This window comes from Mycobacterium asiaticum DSM 44297 (assembly GCF_000613245.1).
Classification (GTDB): Bacteria; Actinomycetota; Actinomycetes; order Mycobacteriales; family Mycobacteriaceae; genus Mycobacterium; species Mycobacterium asiaticum.
The window spans coordinates 307,055-332,936 of record NZ_HG964938.1 but is presented as its reverse complement, the minus strand read 5'-3'; the positions used below and the strand labels follow the sequence as shown (position 1 = coordinate 332,936).

Genomic DNA, 25,882 nt, shown 5'->3' with positions numbered 1-25,882 from the left:
CACTGTGTCTGTTTGCGGTCTGTTCGTGCCGAAAGGACGGTGGGCATGGGGCCCCAGCACGAGGAATCCACTGAGGTCAAAGCCGCCGATCGACCGGCGCTGAGCAGACGCGGCGCGCTGTTGGGCATAGGCGCCGTGGCCGGTTTCGCCGCGGTGGATGTCGGCGGGTTCGCCTACGCCAGTGGGTGGTTGCGACCGGACACGCTGACACCGGGGCGATTCGCCGACCGCTTCGAACACGTCTACGGCCGGCACGACGGGTTTCGTCGCAACCACGCCAAAGGGCTCAGTGCGACAGGGACTTTCGAAAGCAATGGCGCTGGTGCGCAGATCTGTCGTGCTTCGGTGTTCCGCAACGGCACGGTGCCGGTGGTCGGCCGCTTCTCGCTGGGCGGCGGTCTGCCCGATCAGCCCGACAAGCCCGACACGGTCCGGGGCCTCGGGTTGTTGTTCCGCGCGTCCGACGGCCAGCAGTGGCGCACGGCGATGATCAACCTTCCCGTCTTCACCGACAGCACCCCGGAAGGATTCTTCGAGCGATTGCTCGCCGGCAAGCCTCGGCCCGACACCGGAAAGCCCGACCCGCAGCGGATGGCCGCGTTCATGGACCGTCATCCCGAGACCGCGGCAGCGATGAAGATCATCAAGCAGTCACCGCCCAGCGCGGGCTTCGCCGACAGCGCGTATCACGGGCTCAACGCCTTTCGGTCCTCCAACGCCGCGGGCGCGACCGTCGCGGTGCGCTGGTCGGTGCTGCCGGTCGACCCGCCGGCCCCGATCGGATCAGGGGGAAAGGATTACTTGTTCGACGAGCTGGTCCGCACGGTGGCGCAGCGACCCCTGCGGTGGCGGCTGGTGTTGACCGTCGGCGACCCGGGGGACCCGACCAATGACGCCACCAAACCGTGGCCGCCATCGCGGCGCACTATCGACGCGGGCATCCTGACTGTCGCCGCCGTGCAGACCGAAGCGGCCGGCAATGCGCGGGACGTCAATTTCGACCCGACGGTGTTGCCGGACGGCATGGCCCTCTCCGACGATCCCCTGCCCGCGGCCCGGGCCGCCGTCTACGCGCGGTCCTTCACCCGCCGTGCCGAAGAGCCCAAGTCGCCGAGCGAGGTCCGCGTCTGATGGCCGAAACAACCGCCGTAGCGCCACGTTTCGCGGTGTCGTCGCGCATTCTGCACTGGTTGATGGCACCGATGGTGATCGCCCAACTACTGATCGGCGTGACAATGGTGGCGTCGCTGACTTACTACCCCCTGCTGCTGGCGATCCACCGCCCGCTAGGGGTGCTAATCCTCATCTTCGCGGTGATCCGGCTCATCAACCGGCTCACCCACACGTTGCCGCCGTTCCTGACGACCATGGGACCGGTGGAACGGCGCATCGCGTCCTGGTCGGAATACCTGCTGTATGCGCTGCTGATCGCCCAGCCGTTGACCGGATGGGCGATGCTCTCGGCCGCCCGGAACCCTATTGTGTCGCTGGGCCCGTTCCACTTGCCCGGCATCGCTCCGCAAAGCATCGACGTCTACGCGCTGCTACGGCAGTGCCACGAGGCCTTCGCTTTCCTGTTGTTCCTGACGTTCACCGCCCACGTCTGCGCGGTGCTGTTCCACACGCTCGTGTTGCGCGACCGGATCATCGACCGAATGGCGGTGTGGCCCACCAGGCGTGGCTAGCGCGGCCCGATCAGCGGTGGTGCTGGGCGAAGAACTCCCAGATGGTGTCGGTGGCATCGAGCGCGGTCGAGGGTTGCGGCAAACCCAGCCGGTCCAACAGCGGTCCGCGGACACCGCCGGGCCATTGATGGCCCGCGTCGGCCACCGAGATCAAGCGAACCGTGCGACCGTCCGGACAGTCGGCCGTCTCTGTGGTCACCACACCGGCGGTGGTCGAGGTCGGTGCCGGGCAGCCGTCGATGGCGCGCCAGGCGGCGGCCACCGCCGGTATGGCCGGTCCGTCGACGCGCGGGTTGCCGTCGAACTTCAAACTCTTACCGGGGCCGCCGTTGTAGGGCACGCTGGCGTCGGCCGTGCCGTGAATCTGCAGTACCGAGGTCGGCCGGGCCCGCGAGCAATCGGTCACAGTGGTACCTGCCACGGGAGCGATAGCGGCGAAAGTGTCTGTCTCGCAGGCCAATCGGAGTGACATCATGGCACCGTTGGACATGCCGGTGGCATATACCCGGCTCATGTCAACGGCCGTCTGTTGCGCTATCGCGCCGACCATGGCGGTGAGGAATCCGACGTCGTCGAGGTTGGACTGTGCGGGGCCTCCGCAACATGAGCCGGCGTTCCACGCTCGGCCCTGACCATCGGGATAGGCGACCAGGAAGTGGCCCCGGTCGGCCGTACTGTCCCAGTGGTAGGAGCGTTCGGCCTGGGCTCCGTTGCCGAATCCGCCGTGCAGCATCACCACCAACGGGGCCGCTTCGGTCAAACCCGCCGGGCGGTAGAGGTGGAAAGTCCTGCTGCTGCCGGCCCATTGGATGGTTTGCGAGGACTGACCGACCGGGATCGTGGGATGGTCCGGGGATCCGACGGCGTGGCCACCGCCGAAACACCCGGCCAGCAACGTCGCAAGGGCGGCTACCACCAACACTTGCCAGGTCCGGGCATGTCGCGAGGCCATCAGTCCATGGTGGCAGGGCCGGGCGAGATTGACAAGTAACTTGTCAAACTTGGTGGAGATGGCAGACTCGGCATTCATGCGACGTCTGGCGGATGCTCAGTGGGAACCGACGGTGCCGGCCCTGATGCAACTAGTGGCGGCTACTGGTGGTCCGCGGCTGCTGGGGGCATTCACGGCCGCCGGGCTCGACGGCATCAGGCCGGCGCAGGCCGTGGCGCTCGTTCCGTTGGCCGGCGGGGGGTTGCACGCCTCGGATCTGGCCGATCGGCTCGGGATAAGTCGGCAGGCGGTGGCGCAGGCAATCACCGCGTTGGAGCGGGGTGGCTATGTGATCCGCGAGTCCAATCCCGTCGACGCACGTACCCGGATCATCGAACTGACCCCACGCGGTCGGCACGTATTGCGTGTCATGCGTTCCAGTGCACTGGCTTTGGAGAAGAGCTGGGAGCAGACCCTCGGCTCCCGCCGGCTGGCCGAATTACGCCGCGCGTTGCAGGACCTCTTGGCTGCCACGGGGGACTGACAACGCGACGGACGGGCGCACCGCCGCCAGTAGCCGCGCGGCCATCAACGCGACGAGCATGATCGAGACGCACACCAGCCCGTCATCCTTGAGCCCCCACTTCACCGCGGTGAGGATCGCTGCCCCCGCCACGCAGAGCAGCACGCCGACAACGGTGCCCCGCCCGGCCGAGGTGATCGGCGGGACGCCGTCCCAGCCCCGCAGCGGGTTGTTTTCCAATGGGCGCAGCGCGAGGAACAGCACCGCCACCACCGCAATCATGATGAACAGCTGCGCGAAGGTGACCAGCAGAAAGTCCGGCTGGCCCGGGAAGCGTGGCTGACCGAAGGTGTCGAACAGCACGTGCACCCCCAACAACGCGGGCATGTGCCACAGGTACAGGGTCATCGCCCCGGAGTTGCCGATCGCGGTCAGCCACCACACGCGCGGTCGCCGTGCCCACCGGTTGATCGCGGGCGCCGCGGCGATTGCCAACGCGCTCAGCACGATTGCGTGTCCGGCGAGCAAGAGTGACGGCGGGCTCATGTTGGCCAGGCGCTGGCCCTCGATGCCGACCAGGCTCAACTCGTAGGGCCCCCACCGGACCAGCGCCACGTCGACCGCAACCAGGGCCAGCGCCGTCATCAGCGCCGTCCGCCGGGTCATCAGCTCGCGCCGGTAGGCGACCCCGAACATGCCCGGGATGAGCCAGGCGACGAGGTTGAGGTAACCGATCGGTGCCGCGGCGGGCCAGTGCAGCCGGACCGCGTCGACGAGGGCGACCAGCGCGTAGACACCCATGACGCTCGCGGCCAGCCGGGCTGGTGTGGTGATCCGGTGCAGCAAGGGAATCGCCGCCAGCACCACGACGTAGACGCCGAGGAACCACAGCAACTGAATGCTGATGCCGGCCACCGGCTCGTAAACGTGTTGTGGCAGAGCCGGATACAGCACGGCCAGAGCTAGCGCCCAGAACGCCAGATAGTAGAACACCGGCCGGAACAGCCGCGTGCTGCGCTTCATGAGCCAGCCGCCCCAGTTGGTGCCGGGCTGCCACGAGGTCAGGCACGCCGCGGTACCGGCGAAGAAGAACAGGGGCATGATCTGGAAGATCCACGTCAGCGCCTGAAATGCCACCGACGTGGTGAGCAGGTTGTCCCAAATGAGTACGCCGCCGCGGATGATGCTGATCGCCATCACGGTGTGGCCGATCACCACGCCGATCAAAGCGGTGATGCGGATGACGTCGAGGGCGCGGTCGCGGCCAAGTGGTGTGCGCGCAGCCAGTTCAGCAGGGCTGGGAAAGCCCGTCAGAGAGGTCATTCAAGCAGCATCGCCGTTCGACAGCCGCCCACGCCTGCGTAGTTCTACTCGTCCTGCCTGGGTACCGCTACCCGAGTCCGTCCGGTCCGGGCAGGCCGGCCCGGCCGAGCAGTTCACCGCGACTGCCGCCGGTGCCGCCGTGCGCGGGGGTGAACCCGGAACCACCGGCGCCGCCGTCTCCGCCGTCGCCGATCAGTTGCGCGCTGCCGCCGCTGCCGCCCGGCCCGGCCGTCCCGTCCACCGGCGAGGCGTCGCCACCGCGACCGCCGCGACCGCCGTTACCGATCTGGCCGCCATCGCCACCGTCACCGCCGATCCCGCCGCGCGCGGAGGTGCTGGATCCGAATCCGTCGCCGCCCGCGCCGCCGTTACCGAAGTACTGTCCGCCGTTACCGCCGTTGCCGCCGTCGCCGCCACCCAAGGGGCCGCTGCCGCCCGGGCCGCCCGCGCCACCGTTGCCGAACCAGCCGGCGCTGCCGCCGAAACCACCCCAGCCACCGATCATGTTCGCGCCGCCCTGTCCGCCCTGACCGCCGGAGCCGCCGTTGCCCAACAGCCAGCCGCCGTTACCGCCGTTACCGCCGAGCGGCGCGATCTTGTTGATCGCGGTGCTGATCCCGCCCTGCCCGCCGTTGCCGCCGTTGCCGATCAACCCGGCATCGCCGCCGCGCCCGCCGAATCGGCCGGGACCCCCGGAGCCGCCGTTGCCGCCGTTGCCCAGCAGCCACCCGCCCGGGCCGCCCGACTCACCCGTGAAAGGCCGTCCGTCGACGCCGTTCCCAATCAATGGGCGTCCGGTTGCGGCTTGGGCGGGCGCGTTGACGGCGTCGAGTAGGACTTGCGGGGCCCGCTGCAGCAGGGTCTCGAGACTGGCCGTTTCGGTGGCGGCGTAGGAGCCGCCGGCGGCGCGTAGTGCCTGCACGAATTGCTCATGAACAGCGGCCACTTGGGCGCTGACCGCCCGATACGACTGCGCATTTCGGGCGAAGAGCTCCGCAATCGCAATCGACACCTCGTCGGCGCCGGCGGCCAGCATTTCGGTGGCAGGGCCGGCCGCGGTGGCTGCCCTGATCGCCGCGCCGATGCCGGCGATATCGGTGGCCGCGGCGGTGAGAAATTCCGGCGCCGCTAGCACGTAAGACATTGATTGGCTCCTGTGCCATCGGCACCTATTGCATGGCTGGTTACAGGGCCTGCTGCGTCAGTGTGAAAAAGAGATAGGCAATGCAGAACAGGAAATTGAGCGCGACCAGAACCAGGCCCGCGCATATCGCCGCATGTTTGCAACGCCGTTGTGCATGCGCGACTTTCGCGCTCTTTTTCTCGCGGTTGTATTGAGTGGCGATAAGCGCGAAATTGACGTCGGTCATTTCTCTGTCCGCCACGGGTGAACCGGTGACCAATTGCTGAAGGCGCCTCGGCGGAATGTCAACGCCGACCAGCGCGAAGCGCCGGCTGAGCCGGCGCGCCTGCCTGCGGCCAAGAATCTGACCTCGCATCTGCAGCTGTTGCGAGAGTCTCCGTCGTTCGTCGCCCCAAGGGTTCGACGGGGTCGTCACAAGCGGGAAGTCTATGTCGTTCGTCACGTTTTGTGGGAGAGAACTCAGCTCGAATTTTCGCCCGTCTTCGGACGGTCAGCGCAGCTGCTCGGTGGGCACCGCGTAGCGGTCCTGGTAGGCGCGCACCCGGTCGCGGACTTCGTCGGCGTCCAGGCCGGTGTCCGACCAGGTGTATCGACCCCGACCGCCGTCGCCGGGGTGGGCGGCCAAGAAGTCGCGCATCCGCGCTTCGGTGTCGGGCCGCAGCTCGCGGCCCAACTTGCGGTAGATGCCGCCGATCGTGGTCCAGGGGTCGTTGATGAAATCGGCGTAGTGCACGTCGATCACGCGATCGACCGGGATTCTGCCGCTGTCCCGCAGCGCCATCTCGCGCTCGAGGCCTACGACGATCTCCTCGTAGGACTGCGCCGCACATTCGGCGATCTCGGACTCGTCGCTACCCATCCGCCGCAGGTGGTGGGTCAGCGCGGCGATCGACGAGATGACGTTCAGCGGGTCGCGGTGCGTCTGCACGATCAGCGCGTCGGGATACTCGGTGAACAACGCATCGAGCTGCCACAGATGCGCCGGCGATTTCAGCAGCCACTGTCCCGGCACGCCGGATTGCAGGTGCTGCAAGAAGATTCGGTGGTAGCGGTAGGCGCCGGCGTGGTCGGCGTCGTTCAGCAGCCAGCGGTAGTAGCTCGGCAGGCGGTACTGCACCGAGAAGATCATGCTGGTGAACTCGCTGGCGGTGATGCGGACGCACTCCTGGCCGACCAGTGCGCCCATCGGGTGGAACGCCAGGAAACCAGGGATGATCTGCTCGGACATCTCGATGCTGGCTTGAGTGACGGCGATGCGGGGGTCGTCGTGGTAGGTCGCCGGCTGCGGTACCGGACACGGCGCGTCGACCTCCCAGGTCAGCGGCGCGCGCAGGTCGGGATCCTGGGCCAGCAGATCGAACAGGATCGTCGTCCCGGTGCGGGGCTGGCCGACGATGAAAATCGGCGCGTCGATGCCCTTGGCGGCGACCTCCGGATGCTGTTTACGCCAAGCGATCACGTCGAGGCGGTTCCTCAGGGCGCGCATGAGATCGAGATGGGCGATCTCCACCCCGATGGCTGACAGCCTCGCTTCGTTGAGCAGTCCGTCGACCAGCAACTCCAGTCCGGGCTGCCAGCCGTCGTCGCCGAAGTCGTCGGAACCGGCCTCTTCGCACGCGGTGGCGATCAAACGTTCCGGGGCGAACCGGTCCTGCAGCGCGGTCATTGCTGTGCAGCCCGCCGGCGCACGGACACCTCGACATCGGGCGCGGCCGGATTGTCCAACCACCGCAGCACCACAAACCCGCGATGCCGGCCCCCGGTATCGAGCCAATGGCCCAAGCCAAGATCCTCGGCGGCAATCGCGATGCGCACCCGGCCGTCCGGGTCCGGCGTGACGGCACGGTTGGTCACCGAGCTGTGCCGGCGAGGCGGCTCCAGACACTCATGCCAGATGCTTTCCAGGGTGACGTTCCAATACCGGGTGTCCGGCGGGGCGATGTCGAGCACCAGGGCTTCGTCCGGGTCGAGGCGGAAGGTGCCGATCATGTACAGGTTGTCCGGGGTGGTGTCGGCCGCGCCCAAGTCAGCGGCCTCGGCGGTGAGCAGGGTATTGGGGTTGTCGAGTAGCTCCGGCTTGATCGTGCGGTGCAGTGTCGTGAGCTTCATCAGCGACCAGGCCATCGCGGTGAACTGCTCGGCGAGTACCGCGTCGGTCAGCGGTGTCACGGGGTCTGGGTCGAGTGCCTCAATGTGCAGGCTGGCCAACTGCTCGGACGCGCGGTCGCCGATGTACTCGCGGACGACCACCGACGAGGCGTCCTGCGGAATCTTCAGCCACTGCGCGCCGCCGCTGTCGGCCGGCTCCTCGGTGGCCAGCACCAGCTCGAAATCGCCCGAGTGCAAGACCAGGTCGGCGTCGCTGAGATATCCGGCCATGCGTCGCGGCGTCAGCCCGGTGCCGGCAAGGATCTGAATGCCGAGATAGGCGCTGGTCCCGCGGGTGCCGGTGATGCGGTATCGGCGGTCACCGCGGATCATGGCGAGGTAGTAATTGCCGTCCGGATTCGGGCCGCCGATCATCCGCGTGGGCGAACACATGTCGAAGAACCATGGCTGATCCGGGTCGGCTTCCACGGACAGCTGCGCGCACAGCGAGCTCACGCGCGCGATCACCCGCAACCCTTCGGCGAGTTCCCGGTCCGACTCGGCGTCCTCAATCACCACGTTGGTGACGTTGCCCAACATTTCCTGGAAGAACCGCCACGAGGCCAGGGCCTGCGGCGCCTCGGCTTGAGTCATAGTCTCATACTTAGACTATGTCTCATCCAATAGCCAGCACTTCGCGGCAATCTCTTGTCGAGCAACGGCGCGCTGCGACCCGGCAGCGCATTGCCGCGGCCGCGGCGCAATTGGTGGGAAGTGTCGGCCTGGCCGGCGCGACGGTGGACCGGATCGCCGAGACCGCCGCGATCGGACGTGCGACTTTCTTTCGCTACTTCAACTCCAAGGAGGACGCCGTCGCCGAAGGGGTGAATGTCCAGTGGCTGGAGCGGATCACCACGGCGCTGGCCCACCAACCGGAAGGCCTGTCCGCCGGCGAGGCGGTGGTCGCGGCCTTTGGCGAACTGGGTGACGGCTTCGCCGAGATCGAGGACCAGATACGCGAACTGGCCACGCTCACCAGGTCATCGGAGACCCTGGACGCCTGGACGCTGCACATCTATGTGCGCTACGAGGCGGCGATCGCGGACCTCGTAGCGTCGCGCATACCCGAATTGGCGCCGCTGGATCCGCGGCCCCGACTGATCGGCGCACTGGCGATGGCCACCGTCCGGATCGCGCTGGACGACTGGTTGAGCCATGGCGGCTCGCTACCGGAGCGGGTGCGTGCCGGGCTGGCGGTCATCTCGATCGGGTGAGCGCATCGATGATGATCCGGGTGGTCAATTCGGCCCGCCGGCGTGAATACCGTTTGGCGTCCGAGAGGATCGGATAGACGACGCCGCCGACGATCGCATCCGCAGCGGACTCGGCGGTCTCGTCGTCGATATCGTCGGCGACCAGCCGGGTGCGGACACTGTCGTGCAACGGTTTGCTGAATCCCGCTCGGAGCTTGACCGCGGTGTCCTCGTGCTCCATGCCGGCGACGGTCAGGGTGCGCAGCATCGCGGCGCCGCGGGCGGTTGTCAGCGTCGAGGCGAGCTTGCCCACCCATTCGACGACGTCGGCGGCGAGATCACCGGTATGGTTCATCGTCGCCAGGATCCGGTCGGCGTCTTCGAGCATGACGTCGGCGACGAGCGCGGGCCGGCTGCGCCACCAGCGGTAGATGGTCTGTTTGCCCACGCCGGCCCGGGCCGCCACCGCCTCGATGGTCAGGCCGTCGAAACCCCGCTCGAGTAGCAACTCGCGGGTCGCGGTCACAATGGCCGTGCGGGACTTCTCGCTGCGGCGGCGCGGCGAGTTCGCCTGGGTTTGATCCGGTGGCATCTGGGGTGGTCCCGTTCGACTTCGATGCGGCAGGCTTGTTACCCTGCCACAAGACGAGACGGTTCGTCTTGTAAGGCCGAAAGGATAGCAGCCGGTGGGGGCGAAGCACAGCACTCTTGGGCGGCCTTCGCAGTGGGCACGCCGATGACCCTGGGATTGACGGCCGAGCAACAGGAGCTCACCGATGCCGTCGGGCAGTTCGCCGCCCGGCATGCTCCGGTTGCCGCGACGCGGGAGAGCTTCGACGCGCTTGCCCGGGGCGACCTGCCGGCCTGGTGGGATGCCCTGGTGGCAACCGGATTTCACGCGGTCCATCTGCCAGAGAGCGTCGGCGGGCAGGGCGGCGGACTGATCGACAGTGCATGTGTGCTGGAAGCGGCCGCCAAGGCGCTGCTGCCGGGCCCGTTGCTCCCGACGGTGGCCGCGGGTGCCGTTGCGCTGCAAGCGGTTCCGACACCGCCCCGGGAGGCGTTGCTGCGCGAACTGGCCTCCGGTCGGCCCGCGCTGGTCGTGCTGCCCGGCAACGGGGAGTTTCATGCCCGGCCCGCCGGTGACGGCTGGGTGATTTCGGGTGCCTCGGACCTCACGGCGGGCGTGTGTTCGGCGAAGGTGATCCTGGTCGCCGCGGTTGGCCCGGACGGCGACCTGGTGTGGGCCTTGGCGCACCCTGAAAGCCCCACGGCCGCAGTGGAAGCCGTCGACGGCACCGATATCGTGACCGATGTCGGCCGGCTGCGCCTGACCGACCACCGTGCCGAGGGAGTCCTGGTCGGCATCGACCCGCACCGGGCCGAGTGCGTCGTGGTGGGGTTGGTGGCGGCAACCACGGCTGGCATCACCCAATGGTGTGTCGAAGCCGTCACGGCACACCTGCGCATCCGCGAGCAGTTCGGCAAGGTGATCGGCACCTTCCAGGCGCTGCAGCACAGCGCCGCGATGCTGCTGATCAACAGCGAACTGGCCACCGCGGCAGCCTGGGACGCGGTACGCGCCCAGGACGAATCGCTCGAGCAGCACCGGATAGCGGCCGCCGGCGCGGCGGTGATCGCCATCTCACCAGTGCCCGACCTGGTGCTGGATGCCCTGACGATGTTCGGCGCTATCGGCTTCACGTGGGAACACGATGTGCATCTGTACTGGCGGCGCGCGATCAGCCTGGCCGCCTCGATCGGTCAGGCTAACCGCTGGGCCCGGCGGCTGGGGCAGCTGACTTGCACCCAGCAGCGGGACATGTCGGTGAACCTGGGTGACGCGGATGCGCAGTTCCGGTCCTGGGTGGCCCAAACCCTGGACACGGCAATGCAATTGAGTAATCCTCAACCGGGGCGTCAGGGTGACTACGAGGAATTCAAAACCGGACCGCAACGCACCCTGATCGCCGAAGCCGGCCTGATCGCACCGCACTGGCCGCCGCCGTGGGGACTGGACGCCGGTCCGCTGCGGCAGCTCATCATCGACGACGAGTTCGCCAAGCGCCCCGAACTGGTCCGCCCGTCGCTGGGCATCGCCGAGTGGATCCTGCCGTCGGTGCTGCGGGCGGCATCGAAAGAATTGCAGGACAAGCTGATACCGCCGACGCAGCGCGGTGAGATTGCATGGTGCCAGCTGTTCAGCGAACCGGCGGCGGGTTCCGACCTCGCCGCGCTGACCACCCGCGCCACCAAGGTCGACGGGGGCTGGCGCATCAACGGGCACAAGATCTGGACCTCGGTCGCCCAGCGGGCGGACTACGGTGCGCTGCTGGCCCGCACCGACCCGGCGGCCAGCAAGCACCGAGGCATCGGCTACTTCATTCTCGACATGCGCACCCCGGGGATAGAAATTCAGCCGATCAAGACCGCGACGGGCGAGGCGCACTTCAACGAAGTTTTCCTGACCGATGTCTTCGTGCCGGACGAGATGTTGCTCGGTGATCCGGTCGGCGGCTGGAATCTGGCCATCGCCACCATGGCCGAAGAACGTTCGGCGATCAGCGGTTACGTGAAGTTCGATCGCGCCGCGGCCCTGCGTCGCCTGGCTTCGGAAGCGGGGCCGGATCGCGACGACACGCTGCGCGCGCTTGGAGAACTCGACGCCTACACCAACGCGATCCGGGCCCTGGGTGTGCGCGAGACCATCCGCCTGCTGGATGGCCAGGCCTCCGGGCCGGCCTCCAGCATCGCCAAGGTGGCGATGAATGTTTTGCTGCGGCGCACCTTCGAAGCCACTCTGCAGCTGACCGGCCGGCTGGCCATGGTCGCGGACTCGGACCCGGCCATCGTGGAACCCTATCTGCACCTACCCGCCGAGCTGATCGGCGGCGGGACCCGGGAGATCCAGCTGAACATCATCGCCCAGATGATTCTCGGCCTGCCCCGCAAATAACCGACCACATAGCCGACAACGAGGAAACCACATGGGATTACGCGGGGAAGCCGCCATCGTCGGGTATGTCGAACTGCCACCGGAGCGCCTGAACAAGGCCTCGCCCGCGCCGTTCGTCCTCGAACAGTGGGCCGAACTGGCCGCGGCTGCGCTCGACGACGCGGGCCTGCCGGGTGACGTCGTGAACGGCATCGCCGCATCGCATCTGGCCGAGTCGCAGATCTTCGTGCCCTCCACCATTGCCGAATACCTCGGCGTGCCGGCCCGATTCGCGGAACTGGTGGATCTCGGCGGTGCCAGCGCGGCCGCGATGGTGTGGCGGGCCGCCGCGGCGATCGAGCTCGGCATTTGTGACGCGGTGTTGTGCGCATTGCCGGCCCGCTACATCACCCCGTCGTCCAAGCAGAAGCCCCGGCCGATCGTGGACGCGATGTTCTTCGGTTCGTCGAGCAACCAATATGGCTCTCCGCAAGCGGAATTCGAGATTCCCTACGGAAACCTCGGTCAGAACGGGCCCTACGGTCAGGTGGCGCAACGCTATGCGGCGGTGTACGGGTACGACGAGCGGGCCATGGCGAAACTCGTTGTAGACCAGCGGGTCAACGCCAACAACACGGAGGGCGCCATTTGGAAGGACAAGCCGCTCACCGTCGAAGACGTGTTGGCCAGCCCGGTGATCGCGGACCCGCTGCACATGCTGGAGATCGTGATGCCGTGCGTGGGCGGCGCCGCCGTCGTGGTCGCCAACGCCGACCTGGCCCGCCGGGCCAGGCGCCGGCCGGTGTGGATCAAAGGATTCGGCGAGCATGTGCCGTTCAAAACCCCCACCTACGCCGAAGACCTGCTGAACACGCCGATGGCGGCCGCGGCCGATACCGCGTTCGGCATGACCGACCTGACTCGCGAGCAGATGGACATGGTCTCCATCTACGACTGCTACACGATCACCGTGATGCTGTCTCTCGAGGACGCGGGTTTCTGCGAGAAGGGCACCGGCCTGGACTTCATCACCGGCCATGACCTCACCTTCCGCGGGGACTTTCCGCTCAACACCGCCGGGGGCCAATTAGGTTTCGGTCAGGCCGGATTGGCCGGCGGCATGCATCACGTTTGCGACGCCACCCGCCAGATCATGGGCCGTGCCGGTGCGGCACAGGTCGCCGACTGCAACCGGGCGTTCGTATCCGGCAACGGCGGAATCCTCTCCGAGCAAACCGCCCTCGTGCTGGAAGGCGACTGACGATGAACTTCGACCGCCCGATGCCCGTCAAAACACCCACCACCACGCCGTTCTGGGATGCGCTGGCCGAGCACCGCATCGTCATCCAGTACTCACCGTCGGCGCAGGCGTACGTCTTCTACCCCCGGGTGCGGGCACCGCGGACGCTGGCCGACGACCTGGAATGGCGCGAGATCTCCGGCATGGGGACGTTGTATTCGTACACTGTGGCACGCCGGCCGGTCAGCCCGCATTTCGCCGACGCGGTTCCGCAACTGCTGGCCATTGTCGAATGGGATGAGGGGCCAAGGTTTTCCACCGAGATGGTGAACGTCGAACCGGACGGACTGCGGGTCGGTATGCGGGTACGCCCGGTGTTCTTCGACTACCCCGACCACGACGTCACGATGCTGCGCTACGAGCCCGCCTGAGGCGAGCGTCTGCTCGCGCAACGGAATGCAACAGAAGTTACATCTGTGCCCAGACGATCTTGGTCTGCAGGTAGGTCTCGAGGCCGGCCTTGCCGGACTCGTACCCCCACCCGGACTGCTTGTACCCGCCGAACGGCATGGAGTGGTCGAACTGCATCTGGCAGTTCAAGCCGACCGTTCCGGCCTTGAGTCGCTTGGCGATTCGATGCGCACGGCCCAGGTCGTTGGTCCAGGCGGTCGCGGCCAGCCCATAGGTGCTGTCGTTGGCCAGCGCCACCGCCTCGTCCTCGTCGTCGAACGGTATGACCGCGACCACCGGGCCGAAGATCTCCTCCTGGAAAAGCCGGCTGGTGGTGGCGACGTTGGTAAGCACGGTGGGGCGGATGAAGTAGCCCCTGCGGTCCACGCGATTCCCGCCGGTGACAACCTCGACGCCGTCGTTGCGGCCCTGCTCCAGGTACCCCAACACGCGGGTCAGCTGCTTCTGGCTGATCAGCGGGCCGATCAGGCTGCCCTCGTCTTTGGGACCGCCCTGGGGCAGGGCGTCGGCGACCTTGGCCAGCTGCTCGACGAACTGGTCGAAGATGCCGCGCTGCACAAAGATTCGCGAACCGCACACACATGCCTGACCGGAGTGGATGAAGGTGCCGAAGGCCGCCATCGGGACGGCCTTGGACAGGTCGGCGTCGTCGAATACCACCACTGGCGACTTGCCGCCCAGTTCCAGGGTGACCTTCTTCAGGTTGCTGTCACCCGCGGCGTGCACGATCGCGCGGCCGACCTCGGTGGATCCGGTGAAGGCGACCTTCTCGACGTCGGGGTGCGCGGTGATGGCCGCACCGGCGGTGTGGCCGTAGCCCAGCAGCAGGTTCGCCACCCCCTCGGGCACGCCCGCTTCGTGCAGGATGTTGTCCAGCACCAGCGCTGAGAGCGGAGTCTCCTCTGCGGGTTTGACCACGCTGCTGCATCCCGCCGCCAGCGAGGGCGCAAGCTTGGCGCAAAAGTTGAAGACGGGTCCGTTCCACGGAAAGATCAGGCCCACAACGCCGTACGGCTCTTTGAGGGTGTAGGCGTGCTGGTGTGAGTCGATGCCGGTGAGGCCCCCGGTGTGGACGTCGGCCGCGATGCCTTCGATCTTCGTGCACCAGCCGGCGTAGTACCGGAAGAACTCCGACCCCACCGTCACGGTGCCCTGGGCCTGCAGCGGGGTCATGCCGGCGTTCAGCGACTCGAGTTCGGCGAGCAGTTCGGCGTTCTGGTCGATCAACTCGCCGACCCGCCACAGGATCTTGGCCCGCTCGCTGGGCGGCTTGTCCCGCCACACGCCTGACTCAAAGGATTCCCGCGCGCGCTTGACCGCGTCCTCGACGGCTTCGGGACCGCAGTCCTTGAACTCGGTGACCTGCTCTTCGGTGGCGGGATCGACTACCGCGATCGTTTCACCGGTGCCGGGTCGTTCGCGGATCTCGTCCAAAACAGCCTGGACCGCCATTCGTACTCCTCCTTGAGTAGCTACCTCGTCATGGCGAGGTTATGCGCTTAACCAATCAATGTCCAGAGCCGGCGTTGCGCGCCGTCAGGTCGACGAGCGCACCACGACCCAAGCGATATCGGTGATGTCGGGCGACGGCGGGGACGGATATCCCAGCTTCTCGTAGAGTTCGGCGATTGCCGCGTCGGCCAGCGCGCGGGGATTGAATTCGACCGAGGTCAGCGGCGGTGTGCTGACCACACCCATGGGGCTGGCATCCACCCCGATCACCGCCAGGTCCTGCGGGCACCGAAGTCGCGCCGCATGGATGCCGTACAGGACGACGCAGGCGATGTCGTCGCTCTGCGCGCAGACCGCGGTGACGCCGTCGCGGACCCATCCCCGGACCACCTCCGCGGCGTTGTCCACCGCGATCTCGGCGACGAATACCGGTGGCAGGCCTCGTGATTCGACGGCGCGAGAGACGCCGTCGAACCAGTAGTCACCCAGCGCGCGCCACTTGGGGCTGCCGCCGTAGGCGAAGGCCATTTGCCGGTGCCCACGCGACACGAGGTGTGCCACCCGCATTTCGCCGACGGCGAGGTGCGGGTCGCCGAGGGCGGGCAGTGTCCCGATTTCGACGTAGGGGATGCCCGCGGCTTTCACCGCGCTTGCGGCGGCCTCGCTGAGCGGAAAGAGGCTGGTCACCGCCACCGGGTCGAGATTCTCGATGGCGTCGACCACGTGGTGGTTGTCCTCGGTCTCGAAGATCTGCACTTGCAACAAACCCAGTCGCGCCAGCTCCGTGGTCATCCGGGAACCGGCCTGGATCGGCATGTCGCCCACCGCGATGTGCGGCACGACGAAAAGAACGACGCCGCTCTTGCCACGGGCTAGATTGCGGGCCGCCATGTTCGGGCGGTAACCGAGCAATTTCGCGGCGCGGTTCACCGCTTCCCGGGTCTGCGCGGAGATCCGACGGCCCTCGGCGTTGTTGAGCACGTAGCTGACGGTGGCGGTCGAGACATCCGCCAGGCGAGCCACGTCAGCGGTGGTGGGCCGCACACCTTTGTCCCCGCTCAACTCGTCACCTTCCGGGCGCCGTGATGCCTCATGGTGGCACGCGCCCTCGCGCCGCAGCGCGCAATACCCCGTCCTCGGGCCGCACCGGATTTTCGGAGTGAATGACTAATAGTCTGTAATCGGGCGCCGCCTAGTCCGTTCAGCACATGCGTTCTACCTCGTAACTCCGTTGACACCGCAATCGAAATCATTGTCTACTAGTCTGCGGAAAAAGGGGTGCGGGAGATGGACAAAGACAATCTGATCCTGATCAGCGTCGACGACCATATCGCCGAGCCGGCGGACATGTTCGAGGCGCACGTGCCCGCGAAGTACAAGCACCTCGCCCCGCGGGTGGTCATCGAGCCCGACGGCATCCAGCAGTGGTACTACGGGGAGATCCGTGGTCGGAACATGGGTCTCAACGCCGTCGCGGGCAAACCCCGGGAGATGTACAACGTCGACGCCTCACGCTACGACGAGATGCGCCCGGGCTGCTTCAACGTCGACGAGCGGGTCCGCGACATGAACGCCGGCGGGCAGCTGGCCGGTCTGAACTTTCCGAATTTCACCGGCTTCTCCGGCCAGGTGCTCAACCAGGGCCCGGACCGCGACGTCAACCTGGTGATGATCAAGGCCTACAACGACTGGCACGTCGACGAGTGGTGTGCCGCCTACCCGGGACGGTTCATCCCGTGCGGCGTCCTGCCGCTCTACGACGTGGACGAAGCGGCCAAAGAGGTGAAAAGGCTGGCGGACAAGGGCTGTCACGCGGTGACATTCTCGGAGAATCCGGAAGCGTTGCAGATGCCCAGCATTCACACCAGGTATTGGTATCCCCTGTTCGAGGCCGTATGTGACAACAACACCGTTTTGTGCACCCACGTCGGCTCGGCCTCGCGATCTCCGATGGTGTCCATGGACGCACCGGCCAGCGTGATGATGACCGCCTCGTCGATGATGAGCATGTTCACCTTCACCGAGCTGATCTGGGCGGAGTTCTGGGCCGACTTCCCGGAGCTGAAATTCTCACTCACCGAGGGTGATGTCGGCTGGATGCCCTACTTCCTGTGGCGGGCCGAGCATGTCTACAACCGGCATTCGGGCTGGACCATGGCCAAGTTCCCGCGCGGTTACCGCGGTCCCGCCGACGTGTTCCGGCGGCACTTCTACACCTGCTTCATCAGCGACAAGGTCGGCGTGCAGAACATGGACTGGTTCAACGAGGACATGCTGTGCTGGGAGTCCGACTTCCCGCATTCCGACAGCAACTGGCCGTTCGCGCCGGAAGACGTGATCGAGACGATGGGCCATCTCGACGACGCCGTGATCGACAAGATCACCCACGAAAACGCCATGGCTGCATATTCTTTCGACCCCTTCCGGCACATCCCCAAGGAACAGGCCCGCGCCGGCCGGCTGCGCAGCCAGGCTACCGACGTGGACGTGGTGACGCACGTCGGCCACCAGGCCAGCCAGCGCGACCGGGACGCCTGGACCCGGATGACTCAGTTCGCCCTACAGGCGCAGGGCGCCAAGCCGGTGACGGTGGAGGCGCCGGGGATTGCCGGACGCGCGACCACCCTGGGTAACTGAAAGTGACACCGCGGGCAGCTTTCGACGGCTGGCGGGTGCTCGAACTGTCGAACGGGATCGCGGCGGCATACGCCGGGAAGATGTTTGCCGACGCGGGCGCCGAGATTGTGAAAATCGAATCAGCACAGGGTGATTCACTGCGGCACTGGTCGGCCGGCGGCGGACCGCCCGGAGCGTTGTTCGATTACCTTGCCGCGGGCAAGAAGTCGGTGGTCGACCAGAACCCGGCGGCCCTGCTCGCCGGTGTGGACGTGGTGCTCACCGACTTGACCGACGGGTGGACGCTGGACCGCATCACGGCCCAAACCGGGCCGGCGGCCGTGGTGGTGGCCGTGACGCCGTTCGGGACGACGGGACCATACATCGACGAGCAGGTGGTCGCCAACGAGTTCATCCTGCAGGCTCTGTCCGGTTCAATCGCGAGCCGGGGCTGGCCGGGCGACGAACCCGTCCAAGCGGGCGGCCGGCTCGGCGAGTGGCTTGCCGGAACCTTCGCGGCGGCCGTCGCCGCGGCGACGGCGCGTCGTGCCCGACGATGGGGCGCGGGCGAAATCATCGACGTGTCGACGTATGAGGCGATGGCGATCGCGATGGGCGGACTGCCCGCCATGTCAGCCAGCGTGATGGGGCCCGACTCCGTGATGAACTCTCGCAGCTTGGAACTGCCGTCGATCGTTCCGACGGCCGACGGGCTGGTCGGCTTCTGCACCATCACCGCGCAACAGTTCCAGGACTTTCTGGTGCTGATCGAGCGGCCTGAGCTGATCGACGACCCGGAACTGGCGGCCGTCGACGGTCGCATCGCCCGCCGCGACGAGTTCCTCGGCATGGTCACCGAATGGACGCAGCGACGCACCACCCAGGAGATCGTGGACCTGGCGGTCGCCTTCCGAATCCCGGTGGCACCCATCGCCACCCCAGCCGCCTTGCCCACCGTCGACCACTTTGTGCACCGCGGTGTATTCGTCGAATCCCCACTCGGCGTTCTGCAACCGCGGGTGCCCTACCGTGGCGACGCGATCGCGACCAAACCCCCCGGGTGCGCGCCGGAGCTCGGTGCCGACACCGGCACCGTGCAGTGGCCCCCGCGACCCCACCAGCCCAACCCCGCCGCCGCCGAAGCACTTCCGTTGTCCGACATCCGCGTCGCCGACTTCACCGCCTTCTGGGCCGGACCGTTCGCCACCCAATTCCTCGGTGCCCTCGGCGCCGACGTGATCAAGGTGGAGGGAGTGCGTCGCCCCGACGGCATGCGGTTCTCCGCGGGCCGCCCGCCCAGCTGGGAACAGTGGTGGGAATGGGGCCCGGTGTTCCTGTGCAGCAACAACAACAAGCGCGGGACCAGTGTGGAACTGAGCACCGACGTCGGCCGCACTGTGGCGCTCGATCTCATTGCCGCAAGCGATCTCGTGATCGAAAACTTTTCGCCTCGGGTGATGGAGAATTTCGGTTTGGAGTGGGCGGCGGTGCACGCGGCCAATCCGCGCGCGGTCATGGTCCGGATGCCGGCATTCGGGCTCGACGGGCCGTGGCGCGACCGGGTGGGGTTCGCCCAAACCATGGAGCAGGCCACCGGAATGGCCTGGATGACCGGACATGCCGATGGGCCGCCCCTCATCCCGCGGGGGGTGTGCGACCCGATCGCCGGACTGCACGCCGCCTTCGCCGCCGTTGCGGCGCTGGTCATCCGCGACCGGGACGAGATCGGTGTGCATGTCGAGTCGACGATGGCGGAAGCGGCACTCAACGTCGCCGCGGAGATGCTGGTGGAATACTGTCGCAACGGGATCGAATTGCGTCGCAATGGGAATCGAGGACCCGGGGCGGCACCGCAGGGCATTTTCCCTTGCCAGGGCGAGGACCGGTGGGTTGCCCTGGCCGCGACGGACGATGCGGGCCGTCGTGCCCTGGCCGAACTGATCGACCGGCCGGACCTGGACGCCGACGAGGCCTCCTGGCGAGATCGGGCCGACGAACGCGACAAGTTGATCGCGGACTGGGCCGCGCGCCGCGGCGTGGCCGACGCCGTCGACGCGTTGCGCGCCTGTGGCGTGGCCGCCGCACCGGTGAAACCACCGGCTGACCTGCTCACCGACCCACAACTGCTGGCTCGGGGCTTTTGGGAACGGGTAGACCACCCGGCCGCGGGTTCATTTCTGTGTACCGGCATGCCTTTTGCGTTCGTCGGCAAACCGCGGCGCTGGATCCGCCGGGTCGCGCCCCTGTACAGTCAGCACACCGGCGAGGTGTTGACCGGCCTATTGGGTTACAGCGCAGCACAACTGGCCGCGTTGATGGCCTCGGGCGTCACCGCATCGCGGCCGGCGGGACTCTGAGATGGCCGTCACGCTGTGCGTCCCGCCCCGCCCGGGCGAGCTGTGTGCTCCCGTGCGCTTTCTGCTACGCCAGAATTCGGTGGTGCTGGAACTGACCGCGCGGCACCGCATCACCGGTGTCGAATGGGACGAGGACCAACAAGCCGTCGCGATGCTTGTCGAAATCACCGACCCGCAGACCGCGCGGCCGGTTGATGTGCGGATCGACGTTGTCGAGGCCGGAGACTCACCCGCCGACGGCCGGTCCCGAATGATCGGGCGCGTTGCCCGGAGCGGCCGTGACTATGACGTCGTAGGCACCTATCTCGGCGTCGTCGCAGACGAAAACTGAAGGTACAGGAGCGAAGTGAGCCCCACGATCAAGCCCACCGCCGCCATTGTCGGTGTGTACAACACCCGGCAGGGTCGCCGGTTGGACGGCGAGACCTCACGCAGCCTCGCGGTTCAGGCCATTCGCGGCGCCCTCGACGACGCGGGGCTGACCCTTGACGACGTAGACGGGGTCAGCGCCGGCCCGATGTCCACCGCGCTGATCTACGACCTGCGGATCGGACCGGCCTGGCAGGGGCTGGGTTTCGGGGTCGGCATGATCACCGAGGCCGCCACGGCGATCGAACACGGCATGGCCGATGTGGTGGTGCTGGTCGCAGCGCAGGCCGGCGAGTACCGCGACCACGAGGCCACGGCGCCGTGGACCAGACCGGAGAACGAATTCGTCGCACCGTGGGGCATGTTCACCGCCGCCGAGTTCGCGCTCATCGCCCGCCGGCACATGCACGTCTACGGCACCACGCGCGAACAACTGTCGATCGTCGCCGCCACCATCCGCAACAACGGCTCCCGTAACCCGGAAGCCGTTTACTACCAACGCGGTCCGTTTCAGCCGGACGACATCACCGCATCCCGCCCCATCGCCGATCCGTTTCATCTTCTCGACTGCGCAACCACATCCGAAGGTGGGTGCGCATTGGTGGTGGCCAACCTGGCGAAGACCCAAAGCTCGGCGAAACCCATTTACATTCTGGGCAGCGGTGCGGATTTCCACGGGCCGTCGTATCAGCACCCGCCCGCCTGGGATCTGGTGGGCCGCCGCGGTGACCACGTCAACGGTGTGGTCGGCCGGCGCGCCGCCGACCGGGCGTTCACACACGCGGGCCTGTGCCGGGATGACGTGGATGTGCTGGAACTCTACGACCCGTTCTCCTTCGAGATCATCCGCCAGTTGGAGGCATTCGGCTTCTGCGGCGAGGGCGAAGGCGGACCCTTCGTCGCCGACGGCCACATCGATATCGGGGGCAGTCATCCGATCACCACGGACGGAGGAACCATGTCGTTCAGCCACGCCGGCGCCAACCCACAAATGATGCAGCGGGCCGTTCGCGCCGTCACCCAGCTGCGGGGCGATGCGGGAGAACTGCAGGTCCCGAATGCCCATGTCGCCCTGTGCAGTAACGGGGGAGCGGGTGCCCTGTTCACCACGGTCCTGCTACTCGGAGACGAGCCACGGTGAACGCCGCAGACCCGCTGCGACCGCAAACCGGTGCCGTCCCACACGCCGCCGGCCACCTCAGTGCGCCATTCTGGGACGGCTGCCGGTCAGAAGAATTGAAATATCAACGCTGCCAAGGCTGCGGTGCGGCCAACTTCCCGCCGACCGAGCACTGCCGGTACTGCCTGTCTGCTCACCTGATTTGGCTGCCCAGTGCCGGAGAGGGCGAAATCTACAGCTGGACAATCGTTTACCGGCCGGTGACCGCGGAATTTGAACCGCCCTACGCACCGGCGATCGTGACCTTGGACGAGGGTTATCAGATGCTGACCAACCTGATCGATGTCGCGCCCGACGAGGTGGCGATCGGTATGCGGGTGCGCGTGCAATTCCGAGTCTTGACAGACGATCTCACGCTGCCCTACTTCACCAGGTCGCCGTGAGTCCCCGCCAGACCACCGACGGTCTGCCGGTGACGGCCTACCTGGTGCTGGGCGTGCTGGCGGCCAACGACGAGCAACTCACCGCCGGCGAGATCAAGATGCGCGCCGAATTGTCGGTGGGCCACTTCTACTGGTCGCCGTCGGTCAGTCACGTGCGGCGCGAATTGAACCGGTTGCTGGAGCGGGGCATGGTCGGCGAGATCCAAGCCCAGGCCGGCAAGCGGGCGATCACGCTGTACGAAACAACCGAGTCGGGTGTCGACGGGCTGCGCCGCTGGGTGCAGCACTTCCCCGGCGAGGACCAGGTGGTCATCAAGCACCCGGTCATCCTGCGAACCTGGCTGGCCCGCGGTGAGGACCCCGAACGCGTGGTCGACACCCTGGATCGGCATCTCGAGGCGACGCGAGCCCGGTTGGACGAAGCGCTGTGGTCCAGACAGCGGTCCCGCGAGCTCGGCATCCCTGACGATCCCGATCAGCGTTACTCGCTCGCGGTGCTCGACTACGCCATCCGGGGTCTGTACGCCGAGATCTCCAACATCGCGCAGCTGCGGGACGAGATCGCCACGGGCACAACACAAGACCCGGTACGACGGGTCAGACGACCGAAGGGGCAGATCCGCCGCCGCGGGACCGGCTGACCCAGCGTCAGCCGCCCACCATGATCAGGCCGCCGTCCACGGCCAGCAACTGGCCGGTGATGAAGCCCGAGCCGGAGCCGGCCAGGAACACCAGCACCGGCGCCAGGTCTCGCCCCGGGTCGCCGAGTGCGCCCCCGAGCGGAATCCGCGTCTTGAGTTGTTGGTCGATCAGGGCGCCCGCCTCTGGACCGAGGAAGTCTCGCAACCGGTCGGCCCCCGGCGTCTGCACGGCCGGCGCCAGCGCGTTCACCGTAATCTTGTCCGCGGCCCAGGCCTGAGCCGCCGATCGTGTCCAGGCTTGTACCGCACCCTTGGTCGCGGCGTAGACGGCCGAGATCGGGCTGCCCATCACCGCCTCGGACGACCCGAAATTGATGATCCGACCGCCCTTGCCCTTCATCACGCCGTAGACGGCCTGGTTGGTGAGGATGGTCGCTTTCACATTGGTGTCCAACAGGAACGAGATCTCATCGGCGCCGATATAACCCGGTATGCCGGGCTGCCACAGTCCGGCGGCGTTCACCAGCACGTCCAGTCCGGCCAGGTGTTCGGCGGCGGTATGCACCATCGACGCAACCGCGTCGGCGTCGCGCACGTCGCACTGCAGCCACGTCGCCTCGAGTCCGTCCGGCGGGGGTGTCCGGTGATACGTCGCGACGACCTGAGCGCCCGCCTCGGTCAGCGCGGCGACCGCGGCCGCGCCGATACCGGTGGCGCCACCGGTGACCAGAATTCGTCGGCCTTGCAACGTCGTCACCTCGGACATGAGGAGAACGTTAGCCCGGCGATCGGGCAGTATCGGTAGTTATGGCGCTACTGCTCTGGGATCAGCACACCTGCCTGCCCCTGCAGGCCGGCGCCGAAGTCGACCCGCTTGCCCGGTATCAGCGGCGCGGCGGCGCATTGCTGTCGGTCAATGCTGGCTATTCCCCGCACGGTTTCGACGACACCGTGGCGCTACTGCACCACTTCCGCGGTGCCGTGCAGGCTCATCCCGGCCTGGAGCTGGCGGCCACCGCCGAGGACGTGGAAACCATTGCGGGCGTGGACCGTACCGCGGTGGTCTTCGACCTGGAAGACTCACGCCCCGTCGACGACGACCTGGACAACCTGGCGGTATTGGCCGAGCTGGGGGTGCGAACCCTGCTGCCCACGTACAACCACGCCAACCGCGCCGGCAGTGGCTGTCTGGATACCCAGGACGGCGGCTTGACAAGCTGGGGCCGTTCGATCGTCGCGGAGCTGAACAACGTGGGTATTGTTCCAGACGGTTCGCACTGCAGCGCCCGGACCGGACTGGGCATGTGTGAAGTGTCAACCGGCCCAGTGATTTACAGCCACTCCTGCATGCGTTCCGTCTGGGACCACCCGCGCAACATCACCGACGAACAGGCGCGGGCATGCGCAGCCACCGGTGGAGTCATCGGCATCACGGGTGTCGGTATCTTCCTCGGCCCCAACACCCCCACCCTTGAGGCCATGACTCGGCATCTGGAGTACGCGGTGGACCTGGTCGGCATCGACCACGTCGGCATCAGCAGCGACTATTCCTTCGACTACGCCGATTTCGTCGAAGAGTTCACCCGAAACCCGCACCTGTTCGACGACAGCTACACCCGCTGGGGCACCATCCAGTGGATGCCGCCCGAGACGCTGCTGATGCTCGCGGACCATCTCGGGCGGCGCGGCTGGCGCACTGACGACATCGCGGCGGTGCTGGGCCGGAACTTTCTTCGGGTGGCCGAACGCGCCTGGCGCAATTAGCCCCGGGACTAGGTGCGCACCGCGACCGACGACAGCAGATCGGCGAGCCGGTCCGGTTGGTCGACCATCGAAAAGGTCCGAGCGCCTGCGATGACCTCGAGCCGGGCATTCGGGATGGTCGCCGCAAGTCGGCGTCCGTCCTGGAGTTCGAAGAACGCGTCATCCTCGGACCAGGCGATCAGTGCGGGCTTATCGAACCCGGGCAACCGGCGAGCGACGTCCAGGGTGACCTCGGTGCGCAGTGAAAGCGTCAGCTGGCGAAGGTCTTCGGCGACGGCCGGGTCGGACAAAGCCGGATGCACCCAGATCTGGGTCAGGTCGTCGATGTCGGTGTACGCCAGACCTTCGTAGGCGCGCCGGCGGGCGAGGGGCGCGCGCATCGTCTGGATCGCTGTCTTGAACAACGACTTCGACTTGGCCGCCAGGATCACCGGCTTGAGGATCGGCGGCGGGAAGTGCTCGAACGCATCGCAACTGGTGAGCACCAGTGCCCCGAGGCGGTCCGGGTGATGTGCGGCGACCAGTTGGGTCACCACCCCGCCGGTGTCGTTGCCGACCAGGACGACGTCCTCGAGGTCGAGAGCGGCGAGTACCTCGGCCACGATGCCTGCCACGCCGGTAATGGTCCGGTCTGCGCCGCGGCGCAGCGGTGCCGGGTGTGCGCCCAGCGGCCAGGTGGGGGCGATGCAGCGCAGACCGCGTCCGGCCAGCTGCTCGCTTACCGGACCCCACAACTGTCCGCCCATCATGTATCCATGCACGAACACGACGGGCCTGCCGTTTTCGGGTCCCGTTGCTTCGAAATGAATGATTCCGGCGCTAATGTCGATCGTTGGCATTGATCACTCCCACTAGAGATATATAGTTACAAACAGTCTGTCTGTTCGTAAGTTACCAACAGGTTGTATGGAAATTAAGAGGCGCACGCAAGAGGAGCGTTCCGCGGCAACCCGCGAAGCGCTGATAACGGCTGCGCGCAAACTTTTCGGCCAACGCGGCTATGCGGACGTGGGGACACCGGAGATCGCGAAGGAGGCCGGCGTCACCCGCGGCGCGATGTATCACCAATTCACTGATAAGGCAACACTTTTCCGCGATGTCGTGGAGGCGGTGGAGCAGGACGTGATGGCCCGGATGGCAGGCTTGGTGGCCGCGTCCGGTGCGGTGATGCCCGCTGACATGATCCGGTCGGCGGTCGACGCCTGGCTGGAGGTATCCGGTGATCCCGAAGTGCGGCAGTTGATCTTGTTGGACGCGCCCGCCGTGCTGGGCTGGGCCGCCTTCCGGGACGTCGCCCAGCGCTACAGCCTCGGGATGACCGAACAACTGATCACCGAGGCAATCAAGGCCGGTCAGCTCGGGAAGGTGCCGGTGCGCCCGCTGGCCACCGTGCTGATCGGCGCGCTCGACGAGGCGGCCATGGCCATCGCGACCGCCGACGATCAAAAGCGCGCCCGCAAGGAGATCGGGCAGGTGCTGCACCGGTTGATCGACGGGATGCTTGAGGACCGCGAATAGGGCCGCCGG

General features: G+C 67.0%; 25 protein-coding genes and 1 pseudogene. 15 read left to right on the top strand and 11 right to left on the bottom strand.

Going from position 1 to position 25,882, the window contains the following annotated elements; all coding sequences use genetic code 11:
- Positions 1 to 45: 45 nt before the first annotated feature.
- Positions 46 to 1,131: a catalase family peroxidase gene (locus BN972_RS20430; protein ID WP_235192529.1), complete on the top strand. Its 1,086-nt coding sequence runs from the start codon at positions 46 to 48 to the stop codon at positions 1,129 to 1,131.
- Positions 1,131 to 1,685, top strand: coding sequence for a cytochrome b (locus tag BN972_RS20425; RefSeq protein ID WP_051545692.1), 555 nt, complete (start codon positions 1,131 to 1,133; stop codon positions 1,683 to 1,685). Before BN972_RS20430 ends, BN972_RS20425 begins: the two co-directional genes overlap by 1 nt.
- Positions 1,686 to 1,695: 10 nt before the next feature.
- On the opposite strand, the gene BN972_RS20420 is transcribed toward BN972_RS20425, so the two are convergent.
- Positions 1,696 to 2,637, bottom strand: a complete 942-nt coding sequence (locus tag BN972_RS20420) for an alpha/beta hydrolase family esterase (protein ID WP_036361840.1) — start codon at positions 2,635 to 2,637, stop codon at positions 1,696 to 1,698.
- A 76-nt stretch (positions 2,638 to 2,713) separates the two neighbouring features.
- Between BN972_RS20420 and BN972_RS20415 the strand changes: the two genes are divergently transcribed.
- A complete protein-coding gene (locus BN972_RS20415) occupies positions 2,714 to 3,160 on the top strand; it encodes a MarR family winged helix-turn-helix transcriptional regulator (protein WP_036363522.1) in 447 nt (148 codons plus the stop codon).
- Here BN972_RS20415 and BN972_RS20410 read toward each other — a convergent pair.
- From BN972_RS20410 to BN972_RS20390, 5 genes and pseudogenes are all read right to left on the bottom strand, one after another.
- On the bottom strand, positions 3,116 to 4,462 hold the full coding sequence (locus tag BN972_RS20410) for an acyltransferase family protein (protein WP_051545691.1): 1,347 nt from the start codon (positions 4,460 to 4,462) through the stop codon (positions 3,116 to 3,118). The genes BN972_RS20415 and BN972_RS20410 overlap by 45 nt on opposite strands.
- Before the next feature lie 349 nt (positions 4,463 to 4,811).
- Positions 4,812 to 5,606: pseudogene (locus BN972_RS31040) on the bottom strand (PE family protein); the annotation flags it as partial.
- 40 nt (positions 5,607 to 5,646) lie between these two features.
- A complete protein-coding gene (locus BN972_RS20400; protein WP_036363514.1) occupies positions 5,647 to 6,021 on the bottom strand; it encodes a hypothetical protein in 375 nt (124 codons plus the stop codon).
- A gap of 75 nt (positions 6,022 to 6,096) precedes the next feature.
- Positions 6,097 to 7,272 carry a sulfotransferase family protein gene (locus BN972_RS20395; RefSeq protein WP_036361837.1) on the bottom strand — a complete coding sequence of 392 codons (1,176 nt, stop codon included), beginning with the start codon at positions 7,270 to 7,272 and terminating at the stop codon, positions 6,097 to 6,099.
- Positions 7,269 to 8,348 carry a DUF1214 domain-containing protein gene (locus BN972_RS20390; protein WP_036361835.1) on the bottom strand — a complete coding sequence of 360 codons (1,080 nt, stop codon included), beginning with the start codon at positions 8,346 to 8,348 and terminating at the stop codon, positions 7,269 to 7,271. The genes BN972_RS20395 and BN972_RS20390 overlap by 4 nt, the downstream gene beginning before the upstream one ends.
- Positions 8,349 to 8,365: 17 nt before the next feature.
- Between BN972_RS20390 and BN972_RS20385 the strand changes: the two genes are divergently transcribed.
- Positions 8,366 to 8,968: a TetR family transcriptional regulator gene (locus BN972_RS20385; protein WP_036361831.1), complete on the top strand. Its 603-nt coding sequence runs from the start codon at positions 8,366 to 8,368 to the stop codon at positions 8,966 to 8,968.
- Here BN972_RS20385 and BN972_RS20380 read toward each other — a convergent pair.
- A complete protein-coding gene (locus BN972_RS20380; RefSeq protein WP_036361828.1) occupies positions 8,952 to 9,539 on the bottom strand; it encodes a TetR/AcrR family transcriptional regulator in 588 nt (195 codons plus the stop codon). The genes BN972_RS20385 and BN972_RS20380 overlap by 17 nt on opposite strands.
- Positions 9,540 to 9,683: 144 nt before the next feature.
- Here BN972_RS20380 and BN972_RS20375 point away from each other — a divergent pair, with 144 nt between their 5' ends.
- From BN972_RS20375 to BN972_RS20365, 3 genes are read left to right on the top strand one after another with little or no spacing between them, the layout of a single operon-like run.
- On the top strand, positions 9,684 to 11,903 hold the full coding sequence (locus BN972_RS20375; RefSeq protein WP_036363511.1) for an acyl-CoA dehydrogenase: 2,220 nt from the start codon (positions 9,684 to 9,686) through the stop codon (positions 11,901 to 11,903).
- Between the two features lie 31 nt (positions 11,904 to 11,934).
- On the top strand, positions 11,935 to 13,143 hold the full coding sequence (locus tag BN972_RS20370; RefSeq protein WP_036361825.1) for a thiolase family protein: 1,209 nt from the start codon (positions 11,935 to 11,937) through the stop codon (positions 13,141 to 13,143).
- Positions 13,144 to 13,145: 2 nt separating this feature from the next.
- Entirely contained in the window at positions 13,146 to 13,553 is a 408-nt protein-coding gene (locus tag BN972_RS20365) for a Zn-ribbon domain-containing OB-fold protein (RefSeq protein WP_036361822.1), read from the top strand.
- 37 nt (positions 13,554 to 13,590) lie between these two features.
- Here BN972_RS20365 and BN972_RS20360 read toward each other — a convergent pair whose 3' ends face one another.
- Together BN972_RS20360 and BN972_RS20355 are read right to left on the bottom strand one after the other, a co-directional pair.
- The gene (locus tag BN972_RS20360; protein WP_036361819.1) at positions 13,591 to 15,045 is read right to left on the bottom strand and encodes an aldehyde dehydrogenase family protein; all 1,455 of its coding nucleotides are present in this window, start codon (positions 15,043 to 15,045) and stop codon (positions 13,591 to 13,593) included.
- Positions 15,046 to 15,129: 84 nt separating this feature from the next.
- Positions 15,130 to 16,107, bottom strand: a complete 978-nt coding sequence (locus BN972_RS20355; RefSeq protein WP_036361817.1) for a LacI family DNA-binding transcriptional regulator — start codon at positions 16,105 to 16,107, stop codon at positions 15,130 to 15,132.
- A 225-nt stretch (positions 16,108 to 16,332) separates the two neighbouring features.
- Here BN972_RS20355 and BN972_RS20350 point away from each other — a divergent pair, with 225 nt between their 5' ends.
- The 6 genes from BN972_RS20350 to BN972_RS20325 are packed head-to-tail and all read left to right on the top strand — an operon-like array spanning position 16,333 to position 22,591.
- Positions 16,333 to 17,682 (top strand): amidohydrolase family protein, encoded by a 1,350-nt coding sequence (locus BN972_RS20350; RefSeq protein ID WP_036363508.1) that lies wholly within the window; start codon positions 16,333 to 16,335, stop codon positions 17,680 to 17,682.
- Positions 17,683 to 17,684: 2 nt separating this feature from the next.
- Positions 17,685 to 20,018, top strand: coding sequence for a CaiB/BaiF CoA-transferase family protein (locus BN972_RS20345; protein ID WP_036361815.1), 2,334 nt, complete (start codon positions 17,685 to 17,687; stop codon positions 20,016 to 20,018).
- Between the two features lies 1 nt (position 20,019).
- Complete coding sequence (locus BN972_RS20340) at positions 20,020 to 20,349, top strand: hypothetical protein (protein WP_036361812.1); 330 nt, start codon at positions 20,020 to 20,022, stop codon at positions 20,347 to 20,349.
- Positions 20,350 to 20,364: 15 nt separating this feature from the next.
- Positions 20,365 to 21,528, top strand: coding sequence for a thiolase family protein (locus BN972_RS20335; protein WP_036361809.1), 1,164 nt, complete (start codon positions 20,365 to 20,367; stop codon positions 21,526 to 21,528).
- On the top strand, positions 21,525 to 21,950 hold the full coding sequence (locus BN972_RS20330) for a Zn-ribbon domain-containing OB-fold protein (protein ID WP_036361806.1): 426 nt from the start codon (positions 21,525 to 21,527) through the stop codon (positions 21,948 to 21,950). The genes BN972_RS20335 and BN972_RS20330 overlap by 4 nt, the downstream gene beginning before the upstream one ends.
- Positions 21,947 to 22,591 (top strand): MarR family transcriptional regulator, encoded by a 645-nt coding sequence (locus tag BN972_RS20325; protein WP_036361801.1) that lies wholly within the window; start codon positions 21,947 to 21,949, stop codon positions 22,589 to 22,591. Before BN972_RS20330 ends, BN972_RS20325 begins: the two co-directional genes overlap by 4 nt.
- A 7-nt stretch (positions 22,592 to 22,598) precedes the next feature.
- On the opposite strand, the gene BN972_RS20320 is transcribed toward BN972_RS20325, so the two are convergent.
- Positions 22,599 to 23,357 carry an SDR family NAD(P)-dependent oxidoreductase gene (locus tag BN972_RS20320; RefSeq protein WP_036361798.1) on the bottom strand — a complete coding sequence of 253 codons (759 nt, stop codon included), beginning with the start codon at positions 23,355 to 23,357 and terminating at the stop codon, positions 22,599 to 22,601.
- Positions 23,358 to 23,398: 41 nt separating this feature from the next.
- Between BN972_RS20320 and BN972_RS20315 the strand changes: the two genes are divergently transcribed.
- Entirely contained in the window at positions 23,399 to 24,355 is a 957-nt protein-coding gene (locus BN972_RS20315; RefSeq protein WP_036361796.1) for a dipeptidase, read from the top strand.
- 8 nt (positions 24,356 to 24,363) lie between these two features.
- Here BN972_RS20315 and BN972_RS20310 read toward each other — a convergent pair whose 3' ends face one another.
- On the bottom strand, positions 24,364 to 25,194 hold the full coding sequence (locus BN972_RS20310) for an alpha/beta fold hydrolase (protein WP_036361794.1): 831 nt from the start codon (positions 25,192 to 25,194) through the stop codon (positions 24,364 to 24,366).
- Positions 25,195 to 25,261: 67 nt separating this feature from the next.
- Here BN972_RS20310 and BN972_RS20305 point away from each other — a divergent pair, with 67 nt between their 5' ends.
- Complete coding sequence (locus BN972_RS20305; RefSeq protein ID WP_036361790.1) at positions 25,262 to 25,873, top strand: TetR/AcrR family transcriptional regulator; 612 nt, start codon at positions 25,262 to 25,264, stop codon at positions 25,871 to 25,873.
- Positions 25,874 to 25,882: the final 9 nt, after the last annotated feature.

Coding starts and splice junctions, on each gene's coding strand:
- BN972_RS20365 (WP_036361822.1), top strand. CDS start 13,146: ATGAACTTCGACCGCCCGATGCCCGTCAAAACACCCACCACCACGCCG.
- BN972_RS20315 (WP_036361796.1), top strand. CDS start 23,399: ATGGCGCTACTGCTCTGGGATCAGCACACCTGCCTGCCCCTGCAGGCC.
- BN972_RS20305 (WP_036361790.1), top strand. CDS start 25,262: ATGGAAATTAAGAGGCGCACGCAAGAGGAGCGTTCCGCGGCAACCCGC.
- BN972_RS20390 (WP_036361835.1), bottom strand. CDS start 8,348: ATGACTCAAGCCGAGGCGCCGCAGGCCCTGGCCTCGTGGCGGTTCTTC.
- BN972_RS20395 (WP_036361837.1), bottom strand. CDS start 7,272: ATGACCGCGCTGCAGGACCGGTTCGCCCCGGAACGTTTGATCGCCACC.
- BN972_RS20320 (WP_036361798.1), bottom strand. CDS start 23,357: ATGTCCGAGGTGACGACGTTGCAAGGCCGACGAATTCTGGTCACCGGT.
- BN972_RS20350 (WP_036363508.1), top strand. CDS start 16,333: ATGGACAAAGACAATCTGATCCTGATCAGCGTCGACGACCATATCGCC.
- BN972_RS20425 (WP_051545692.1), top strand. CDS start 1,131: ATGGCCGAAACAACCGCCGTAGCGCCACGTTTCGCGGTGTCGTCGCGC.
- BN972_RS20340 (WP_036361812.1), top strand. CDS start 20,020: ATGGCCGTCACGCTGTGCGTCCCGCCCCGCCCGGGCGAGCTGTGTGCT.
- BN972_RS20360 (WP_036361819.1), bottom strand. CDS start 15,045: ATGGCGGTCCAGGCTGTTTTGGACGAGATCCGCGAACGACCCGGCACC.
- BN972_RS20415 (WP_036363522.1), top strand. CDS start 2,714: ATGCGACGTCTGGCGGATGCTCAGTGGGAACCGACGGTGCCGGCCCTG.
- BN972_RS20370 (WP_036361825.1), top strand. CDS start 11,935: ATGGGATTACGCGGGGAAGCCGCCATCGTCGGGTATGTCGAACTGCCA.
- BN972_RS20410 (WP_051545691.1), bottom strand. CDS start 4,462: ATGACCTCTCTGACGGGCTTTCCCAGCCCTGCTGAACTGGCTGCGCGC.
- BN972_RS20310 (WP_036361794.1), bottom strand. CDS start 25,194: ATGCCAACGATCGACATTAGCGCCGGAATCATTCATTTCGAAGCAACG.
- BN972_RS20420 (WP_036361840.1), bottom strand. CDS start 2,637: ATGGCCTCGCGACATGCCCGGACCTGGCAAGTGTTGGTGGTAGCCGCC.
- BN972_RS20385 (WP_036361831.1), top strand. CDS start 8,366: ATGTCTCATCCAATAGCCAGCACTTCGCGGCAATCTCTTGTCGAGCAA.
- BN972_RS20430 (WP_235192529.1), top strand. CDS start 46: ATGGGGCCCCAGCACGAGGAATCCACTGAGGTCAAAGCCGCCGATCGA.
- BN972_RS20380 (WP_036361828.1), bottom strand. CDS start 9,539: ATGCCACCGGATCAAACCCAGGCGAACTCGCCGCGCCGCCGCAGCGAG.
- BN972_RS20375 (WP_036363511.1), top strand. CDS start 9,684: ATGACCCTGGGATTGACGGCCGAGCAACAGGAGCTCACCGATGCCGTC.